Origin of the sequence: Streptomyces glaucescens (assembly GCF_002154375.1) — a bacterium.
Taxonomy (GTDB): Bacteria; Actinomycetota; Actinomycetes; order Streptomycetales; family Streptomycetaceae; genus Streptomyces; species Streptomyces glaucescens.
Genome location: NZ_MUND01000762.1, coordinates 1 through 8,369, shown reverse-complemented (window position 1 = coordinate 8,369; position 8,369 = coordinate 1). Strand labels below are relative to the sequence as shown.

7 protein-coding genes are annotated in these 8,369 nt (G+C 75.2%); 1 reads left to right on the top strand and 6 read right to left on the bottom strand.

Features of this window, described 5'->3' with window-relative positions:
• Nucleotides 1–782, bottom strand: a 782-nt coding sequence (locus CCN42_RS36850) for an ROK family transcriptional regulator (protein WP_245877635.1), incomplete at its 3' end; no start/stop codon positions are given.
• Nucleotides 783–947: 165 nt separating this feature from the next.
• Entirely contained in the window at nt 948–2,042 is a 1,095-nt protein-coding gene (locus CCN42_RS36845; RefSeq protein WP_169731594.1) for a mechanosensitive ion channel family protein, read from the bottom strand.
• A gap of 320 nt (nt 2,043–2,362) precedes the next feature.
• Here CCN42_RS36845 and CCN42_RS36840 point away from each other — a divergent pair, with 320 nt between their 5' ends.
• Nucleotides 2,363–2,899, top strand: coding sequence for an HNH endonuclease (locus CCN42_RS36840; protein WP_043500926.1), 537 nt, complete (start codon nt 2,363–2,365; stop codon nt 2,897–2,899).
• A 131-nt stretch (nt 2,900–3,030) separates the two neighbouring features.
• Here the strand turns inward: CCN42_RS36840 and CCN42_RS36835 are convergent, their stop codons facing one another.
• From CCN42_RS36835 to CCN42_RS36820, 4 genes are all read right to left on the bottom strand, one after another.
• Complete coding sequence (locus CCN42_RS36835; RefSeq protein WP_086741664.1) at nt 3,031–4,383, bottom strand: FtsX-like permease family protein; 1,353 nt, start codon at nt 4,381–4,383, stop codon at nt 3,031–3,033.
• Nucleotides 4,380–5,090, bottom strand: coding sequence for an ABC transporter ATP-binding protein (locus CCN42_RS36830; RefSeq protein WP_086741663.1), 711 nt, complete (start codon nt 5,088–5,090; stop codon nt 4,380–4,382). The genes CCN42_RS36835 and CCN42_RS36830 overlap by 4 nt, the downstream gene beginning before the upstream one ends.
• A complete protein-coding gene (locus tag CCN42_RS36825; protein WP_086171162.1) occupies nt 5,087–5,620 on the bottom strand; it encodes a PadR family transcriptional regulator in 534 nt (177 codons plus the stop codon). The genes CCN42_RS36830 and CCN42_RS36825 overlap by 4 nt, the downstream gene beginning before the upstream one ends.
• A 120-nt stretch (nt 5,621–5,740) precedes the next feature.
• The coding region (locus CCN42_RS36820) for a glycoside hydrolase family 84 protein (protein ID WP_211294878.1) at nt 5,741–8,369 on the bottom strand (2,629 nt) is incomplete at its 5' end.

Here is an 8,369-nt window from a genome sequence, read left to right as displayed (position 1 = left end):
TCGCCGAGCAGCGCCTCGGCGCCGCCCGCGACCACGAGGACTTCGTCCTGCTGTGGAACCAGGAAGGGCTCGGCGCCGCCGGTCCAGCCGCGGTGCAGCCGGCCGCCGAGGACGAGGGCGGCGCCGAGCCCTTCCTGGTTCCACAGCAGGACGAAGTCCTCGTGGTCGCGGGCGGCGCCGAGGCGCTGCTCGGCGACGGCGACGAGGTTGACGTCGTTCTCGTACTCGACCGGCATCGGCAGCGCGGCGGCGAGTTCGCCGAGCAGCGTGGGGGAGTGCCAGCCCGGCAGGTGGGAGGCGTACCGCAGGCGGCCGGTGTTCGGGTCGAAGGCGCCGGGGGTGCCGATCACCAGCCGGTGGATGTCGTCGCGGGTGAGCCCGGCGGCCTTCACGGCGCCGTCGAGGGCGTCGGTGACCTGCCGCACGACGGGCCGGTCCGCGCGCCTTCCGGGGGTGGGGACCTCGTACGTGCCGACGGTGCGGCCGGTGATGTCGGCGACGGCGGCGCGGATGCGCTCGGGGGTGACGTCGAGGCCGGCGGCGTGGGCGGCGGCCGGGTTGAGCGCGTAGAGCTGGGCGTTGGGGCCGGGGCGGCCCTCGCTGGTGCCGGTCGCGAGGACGAGTCCGGCGGCCTCCAGGCGGGCGAGGAGCTGGGAGGCGGTGGGCTTGGACAGGCCGGTGAGCTTGCCGATGCGGGTACGGGAGAGGGTGCCGTGCTCCAGGAGGAGGTCCAGGGCGGCGCGGTCGTTCATGGCGCGCAGGACGCGCGGGGTGCCTGCCATCGGTCTCCCTGTCCGGCCGAACCGTATTGTTAGGAAGGTTTCCTGTCCGGTCTGGAGGGAAGCTAGTCCCGCCCGGAACGGGCCGTCAAGAGAAGGGGCCGTTCAAGAGAAAGGGCCCCTCGCAAGGGGCCCTCGGGGTGCGGGACGGCTGCCTCCGCGATACGGCTACTTCGTCGTGCTCGGCGGGGTCAGCGGGGACGCCGCCGCCGACTGCGGGGACGTCGTGCTGGCGTACGCCGACGGGGGCGCCATGCCCGCCGTCGGGTCGCTCTCCGCCTCCCCGTCGGGCTGGGCCGGCAGGCCGCCGACGATCCGGATGCCCTCCGCGTCGAAGGCCCGCTTGATCCGCCAGCGCAGCTCGCGCTCGATGGTGAGGGACTTGCCCGGCATGGTCTTCGCCGTCAGCCGCACGACCATGGAGTCCAGCAGCAGGCTGTCCAGGCCCAGGATCTCCACCGGGCCCCACAGCATCTCGTTCCAGGGCTCTTCCTTGCCCATCGTGTCGCCGACCTGGGCGAGGACCGCCTTGACGTGGTCGAGGTCCTCCGAGGGGCGGACGGTGACGTCGACGCCCGCGGTGGCCCAGCCCTGGGAGAGGTTGCCGACCCGCTTGACCTCGCCGTTGCGGACGTACCAGATCTCGCCGTTGTCGCCGCGCAGCTTGGTCACCCGCAGGCCCACCTCGACGACCTCGCCGGAGGCCACGCCCACGTCGATCTGGTCGCCGACGCCGTACTGGTCCTCCAGGATCATGAACACGCCGGACAGGAAGTCCGTGACCAGGTTCCGGGCGCCGAAACCGATCGCCACACCCGCGACACCCGCCGACGCCAGCAGCGGCGCGAGGTTGATCTGGAAGGTGCCGAGGATCATCAGGGCCGCGGTGCCGAGGATCACGAAGCTCGCCACCGAGCGCAGCACCGAGCCGATCGCCTGCGACCGCTGCCGGCGGCGCTCGACGTTCACCAGCAGGCCGCCGATCGCGGTGCCGTCCACCGCCTGCGCGGTGCGGTTCATCCGGTCTATCAGCTTGGTGATCGCCCGCCGCACGGCCATTCTCAGCACCACCGCGATCACCGCGATCAGCAGCACCTGCAAGCCGATCGCGAGCCACGTGGACCAGTTCTCCTCGACCCAGCCGGCGGCGTTGCTCGCACTCTCCTGGGCGTCCTGGAGCGTGGGCACCGTCGGGGCCGTCGTCTGCGAGGGGGACGGCGACGGCGAGGGGCCGGCGGCCGGTAGGGCGGCGGACAGGGACACGGCGGATACCTCCAGGTGCAGCGGTCTGCCTCCGGCGGAGTCGTTCGGGTCACGGGTGGTTCGGGTCACGGAAAGGTCACCGGACGGGCAGAACCACCACACTAACGGGGCATTGTGTGCGCACCCGCCCGGTTCGTGGAGGAGAGACCGGACTCACCTGGGCTTGAACAGGTCCCGGCCTGGGGGATGAATCAGATGTGGTCGAAAACACTCCCAGCCCGTTACCGGGACATGGTGGCGCGTTCACCAGGCATGAGGGGAGACTGACTGCAGATCGTCCCGGCGCGAGCCACGCGCCGCCGGCGTACAAGGAGGCATCCGTGCCGCATGTCCTGGTCCTCAACGCGTCGTACGAGCCCCTCGGCGTCGTACCGCTCCGCCGCGCGCTCGTCCTCGTCCTCGAGAACAAGGCCGTCTGCCTCGAGGAGTCCGGCGCCCATCTGCACAGCGCAACCGTCACAGTCCCCGCACCCAGCGTGGTCCGGCTGAAGCGATTCGTGCGGGTTCCCTACCGGGGGCCCGTTCCTCTGACCCGCCGGGCGCTGTTCGCCCGCGACGGGGGCCGGTGCATGTACTGCGGTGGCGTCGCAACCAGCGTCGACCACGTCATCCCGCGCTCGCGCGGGGGCAAGCACGTCTGGGACAACGTGGTGGCGTCCTGCCGCCGCTGCAACCACGTGAAGGCCGACCGCCACCTCGGTGAGATCGGCTGGCGGCTGCGCCACAAACCCGCCCCGCCCACCGGTCTGGCCTGGCGCATCATCGGGACCGGCCACCGGGATCCGCGCTGGCTGCCGTACCTGCGGCCGTTCGGCGCGGACGACGCCCTCGCCCGGATCGACGGCATCTCCGCCTGACGGTCCGGGCTTTCGCACAGGCGCATGGGGCGCACAGGCGGACCGGCGCGTGGGCGTGCAGGCGGCGCGCAGGCGCTGCCGACGGGACCGGGGCGACCCCCGTCCACCCCGGTCCCGTCGGCCTGCCCGCGTCAGGCGTAACGCAGCTCCCCGGGCCGCACCGAGCGGCGCAGCAGCGGCAGCGAGGTCGCCGCGGCCAGCAGGCAGGCCGCGTAGACGGCGAGCGGGACCAGCAGCGCCGCCCAGGGCACCGACCGGCTGCCGCCGTCGTCGGTGAGCGCCGCGTAGCCGGTGCCGACCGCCATCCCGCCGAGGCCCGCGAGCAGCACCGCGGGCGCCAGGGGCAGAGCGGTCTCCAGCAGCAGCGCCCGGCCCAGCACCGCCCGCGGCACCCCGGCCGCCACCTGCGCGGCCAGCCCGCGGCGGCGGGTGGCCAGCGACTCGGCGGTGCCGACGGCCAGCCCCGAGAGGGTGATCACCAGGGCGACGCCGATCGCGACGGCCGTCAGGTCGATGCCGGTGGTGTAGAAGGCGCGGGACGCGCCCAGGTGCTTCTGCGAGTCGAGCACCTCCAGCAGCACCTGCCGGATGCCCGCGAACGCCGTCGCGACCGCGGTCACCAGCAGCACGGCCGCATGGGTGCGGGCCGCCGCCCACGGGTCGTCGCGCAGCCGCTCCGCCGCGATCAGCACGGCCGGACGGCCGGTGCGGGCCGCCAGCAGCCGCCCGGTGAGCCTGGCGGTGGCGCCGACCAGCCACAGCGCGGCCGCCCCGGTCACCAGCAGCACCGCGAACACCAGCAGCGGGCCGGACAGCACGGCGCCCCGGCCGCGGTGGTCCGCCATCGAGACGTACGCCACAGCGGCCACCCCGGTGAACAGCACCAGCGCCACCAGGAACAGCGGCCCCGGCCGGGTCTGCGGCCGGACTCGGCGCACCCAGCCCAGCGGCGAGGCCACCACCCGGCGCAGCGCCAGCACGCTCACCAGCATGCCCGCCACCGGCACCCCGAGCGCCACGACGGCGATCCCGGCCCAGGCGTAGCCCGAGGGAACGCTCCAGTTCAGCACCAGCAGCAGCACCGAGAAGACGGTGGCGACCGCCGAGCCGGCGAGACAGGTCAGGCCGGCCTCGACCGCCGCGATCCGCCGCACCTGCGCGGGTGTGGCGCCCGCGAGCCGCAGCCCGGCCAGCCGCCGGTCCCGGTGCACCGCGCCGATCCGGGCGCACTGCCCGAGAAACCCGAACACCGGCACCAGCAGAAGCAGCAGGCTGATCACCACGCCCTGCCGCTCACCCGGGTTGTCGAACAGCCCGTGGGCGATGCCGAGCGGGTGGTGGCCGCGCAGCGCTCCCAGGACCACGGCGGCCAGCGCGAACCCGGTCGCCAGCAGCGCGCCGATCGCGGTCAGGGTGATCCGCCACCACTCGCGCCGGTCGGAGCCGGCCACCAGCAGCCGGGCCAGCCGCAGATCGTTCCTCACCGGGACACCTCCACCGCGTCCGCGCCCTCGGCGACCTCCGCGCCGTCGCGCAGGATCACCTCGCGGTCGGCGTACGCCGCGATCCGCGCGTCGTGCGTGATCAGCAGGACGGAGGTGCCGGACTCGCGGGCGGCGTGCGCCAGCGCGGTCATCACCTGCTCCCCGGCGAGCGAGTCCAGGGCGCCCGTCGGCTCGTCGGCGAAGACCACCTCCGGGCCGGTCACCAGGGCCCGGGCCAGCGCGACCCGTTGCGCCTGACCGCCGCTCAGCTCACCGGGCCGCAGCTCCTGCTGCCCGCGCACCCCGAACCGCTCCAGCCACTCCCCGGCCGACGCCCGCGCCTCCGTGCGGCCTCGCCCGGCCAGCAGCAGCGGCAGCGCGACGTTGTCGAGCGCGGTCAGCTCCGGGATCAGCTGCCCGAACTGGAAGACCACACCGAACTCGGTGCGCCGCAGCTCGCTCAGCCGGGCCTCGGGCAGCTGGTCGATGCGCTCGCCGCCGTAGGTGATCGCGCCCCGGTCGGGCCGGACGATCCCGGCCAGGCAGTGGAGCAAGGTGGACTTGCCGCTGCCGCTCGGGCCGGTCACCGCGAGGATCTCGCCGGCCGCCAGCTCGACCGAGACGCCGCGCAGGGCCTCCGTCCTGCCGTGCGCCTTGACCAGGCCGCGGGCCGCGAGCAGCGGTGCCGTGCTGTTGTCGGCCGTCATCTGTGGTCTACCTCCGCGGTCAGGGACGTCAGCCGGGCCGCGGTGGTCGTCATCCAGCGCAGGTCGGCGTCGAGGTGGGTGAGGGCGTAGTCGGCGGACAGGACCGTCGACAGGTCGGCGCCCGGGGCGGTCTTCACCGCGGTGAGGTCGCGCATCCGCGCCATGTGGGCGGCGCGCTGCTCGCGCAGATAGCGCTCGGGGTCGCCGCCGGCCAGGATCGCGACGACGACCTTGGCGAAGATCTCATTGGCGACGAAGGGCGCGGGCGGGGCGATCTCCGCGGACCAGCGGGCCAGTTCGGCGGCACCCTCCTCGGTGGCGCGGTACAGGGTGCGCTCGGGGCCGCCGTCGGCGTCGGTGCCGTCGACCTCGGCGAGCCTGTCGCGGACCAGCCGTTGCAGGGTCGTGTACACCTGCCCGTAGGCCAGCGGGCGGGCCTGCGGGAAGCGTTCGTCGTGCCGTCGCTTGAGGTCGTAGCCGTGGCTGGGACCGGCGGCGAGCAGCCCGAGCAGGATGTGGCGGGTGCTCATGGTGATCAGTATGCACTCGCTACATGTACTGAGTGAATAGTGACCCGCGGAAAACTTCGCGACGCGCACCGCGTGGAGGCTCGATCGCGCACCGCGGGGCTCAGTCCGGGCCGCGGGGGTTCAGTCCTCCCGGACCGCGTACGCCTCCACCGACCACAGCGAATAGCCGTACCGGGTCGCCCGCCTGTCGCCCTGCACGCGCACGTACCGCACGTCCCGCTCGTCCATCCGCAGTTCCTCGCGGCCACCGCGGCCGTCGCGCACGGTCGCCGCCGTGCGCCAGCGGCGGCCGTCCGCCGAGACCTGCACGCGGTACGCCGACGCGTACGCCTCCTGCCAGCGCAGCGCCACCCGCCCCAGCCGGACCGGCTCCGCCAGCTCCACCTGCCACCAGGCGCCGTCCTCCACCGGCGACGACCAGCGGGTGGCCGGATCGCCGTCGTTCGCCGCGGACGCCGGGAAGTCGGGTGTCTCGTCACCGGAGGACCGCGCGGTGCCGGTGCGCGCCAGGTCCGGTCCGCCGGTGGGCGGCACCGCGCGAACGGTGAGCGTGCGGGTCACCCCGCCGAACGCCAGCGTGATCCCGTACGACCGGGCGGGCGCCCCGCGCGGGACGCGCACCTGGACCGGCACCTGGACCGACGTCCCGCGCGGGACGGCCAGGACACCCGCCGGGACCCGTACGGCGATGCCCTTCGGCGCCTCGGCGGTGAGCCGCCCGCGCGCCTCCGCCGGCCGCAGGGAGGCCAGCCGCACCCCGATCCGCAGGGTGCCGCCGAGGTCCGCGTCCACCTCGTCGCGCTCCGTCGTCAGCGACGCGGCGGGCGTGTCGGCGTACCAGGGCACCAGATGCCGTACGCGCGACGGCGCCGGGCCGGTGACCCGCACGGCGTCGGCGCGCAGGCGGACCGTCAGCTCCGTGGCGCCGGACGCGTCCAGGGTGCCGATCGGGCGCCAGCCCCCGCCGGGCACCCGCGCCTCGACCGTCCCGCCGGTGCCCGGCTCCGTCAGCACCGTCACCGCGGTCAGCGCGCGGGCGCGCGGGAAACGCACCGTGCGGCCGTCGGCGGGGCCGCCCGGACGCGCGCCCGGCTCGGTGTCCAGGCCCGCCCACGCCTCGTAGGCCCGCTGCGCCCGCGCCAGGAACGGGTCGAGCACCCCTTCGCCGACCGTCACCCGGGAGGCGGCGAGCCGGGACCGCAGCCCGCCGAGGGCGCGGTACGCCGTCCAGGCCGCCGCCGGGTCGCCCGCGCGCTGGGCGCGCAGCATGTCCAGCGCGGTCAGGCCCGCCTCGCCGTACCGGGCCAGCTGTCCGGTCCAGGGAGCGACCTCGCCGGCCAGGGCGGTGCCGTGCAGCCGGTCCGGGGTGTCGCGCAGCACCGCGAACGCGGCCCGCAGCCGCCGCTCGGCGCTCTCCGCGCTCCCCTCGCCCGCGCCGTTCTCGCCGTTCCCCGCGCGCGTGCGCCAGAACTCCGCCATCAGGGGGCGCAGATACGCCGACTCCTCGCCGCCCAGCACCGAGGACGCGTCGTTCCCGGCGAGGGCCGTCAGCGCCGCCGCACGGCCCTCGTCGCCGCCCGCCAGGTCGTCGATCGCGGCCCGCCAGGACTCCTGGGGGCGGTAGGCGCGCGGGTTCCAGGCGTAGTCGGCGGCCGTGAACAGCGGGATGCGGGACGCCGTGGCCTGCTCCATGGCGTTGGCGAGGAGCGCCGCCGAGCCGGTCGCGACGGCCGGTTCGCGGCCGATGTACGGGCCGAGGAAGACCCGCCCGGGCGCGTAGTCGTTGACCGGGTAGTTGTCCATGGTGACCAGCGGGTGGCGGAACACGTCCCGCGCGGTGGCCAGTTCCCGGCCGGTGATGGTCCGCGGGACGACTCCGACGCCGGTCCACGCCACCGCCACCTCCGGGTCCAGCGCGCCCGCCAGCGCCTCGCGGTACGCGGTGGTGCCCTCCTGGTAGTACTCGGTCGGCATCACCGTCAGGGCCTCCGCGCCCGGGTGACGCTCCGCCAGGTGCCGGGCGACCGCGTTCGTCACGCGCGCGTGGGCCCGCGCCGCCGCCTCGGGGCCCGACCCGAACCGGTCCGCGTCCGCCTCGCAGTGCCACTCGCTGTAGCTGACGTCCTGGAACTGGAGCTGGAACGCCCGGAAGCCCAGCGCCCACATCGCGTCCAGCTTCCGGGCCAGCGCCCGTACGTCCGCGTCCGACGCGAAGCACATCGCCTGGCCCGGTGCCACCGCCCAGCCCAGCGTCACATGGTTGCGGCGCGCCCGCTCCGCCAGCTCCCGGAACTCGGCCCGGCGCGCGGCCGGGTAGGGCTCCTGCCAGCGGGCCTGCCGGTACAGGTCGTCGCCCGGGGCGTACAGGTAGCGGTTCTGCTTGGTGCGGCCCATGAAGTCCAGCTGCGCCAGCCGCCGGCGATGCGTCCAGGGGGTGCCGTAGAAGCCCTCCGCGGTGCCGCGCACGGCGGTGCCGGGCCAGTCGCGGATCTCCACGCCCGCGATCGTGCCGCCGGGCCGCACCAGCTGCCGCAGCGTCTGGACGGCGTGGAACAGGCCGTCCTCGCCCGTGCCGGAGAGGGTGACGCCGTCCGGGCCGGTGACGAGCCGGTAGCCGCCCGCGGGGAGCGCCCGCCGGTCGCCGGCGCGCGCCCGTTCCGTGCCCACGCGCACCACCAGCGCGCCCGCGGGCAACGGATCGCCCGCGGAGAGCACCGCGATGCGGCGCGCTCCCGCCTCCCGCAGCACC